Origin of the sequence: Chryseobacterium sp. 2TAF14, assembly GCF_052115105.1 — a bacterium.
GTDB lineage: Bacteria > Bacteroidota > Bacteroidia > Flavobacteriales > Weeksellaceae > Chryseobacterium.
Window position 1 is genome coordinate 1 of sequence record NZ_JBFRGA010000363.1, and the last position, 516, is coordinate 516.

Here is a 516-nt window from a genome sequence, read left to right on the forward strand (position 1 = left end):
ACCTCATCAGCAAATTTACCTTCGCTCCATGCTTTTGCCGATCTTTTGTAAGATTACCTCATCAGCAAATTTACCTTCGCTCCATGCTTTTGCCGATCTTTTGTAAGATTCGATTGCAAAATTATCCTGATCTTCTCTTGTAATGCTATAATCTGTTGCACATTTTTCTGCGCAGACTCCCATATGAACTTTGTTGTAAACGTCTGTAAGACCGTCAAGAACCATTCCGTCCTGCATTTTTACATCGCCTAATTTTGTAGCGTTTCTCGCATTATAATAATGAGGAACCATCGACATGCTTTCCATACCTCCTGCAACAATTACGTCTGCATCACCCGCTTTAATTGCCTGTGCAGCCATTGAAACAGCTTTCATTCCTGAAGCACAAACTTTATTGATCGTTGTAGAAGGAATTTCGTTTGATAATCCTGCACCCAAAGCAACCTGTCTTGCCGGAGCCTGACCTTCACCTGCCTGAAGAACATTTCCCATGTAGATCTCCTGAACGTTTTTAGG

1 pseudogene is annotated in these 516 nt (G+C 41.7%); it reads right to left on the reverse strand.

Annotated elements, in window-relative coordinates:
- Positions 1-51 precede the first annotated feature (51 nt).
- Positions 52-516, reverse strand: a pseudogene (locus tag AB4Y90_RS18195) (beta-ketoacyl synthase N-terminal-like domain-containing protein); the annotation flags it as partial.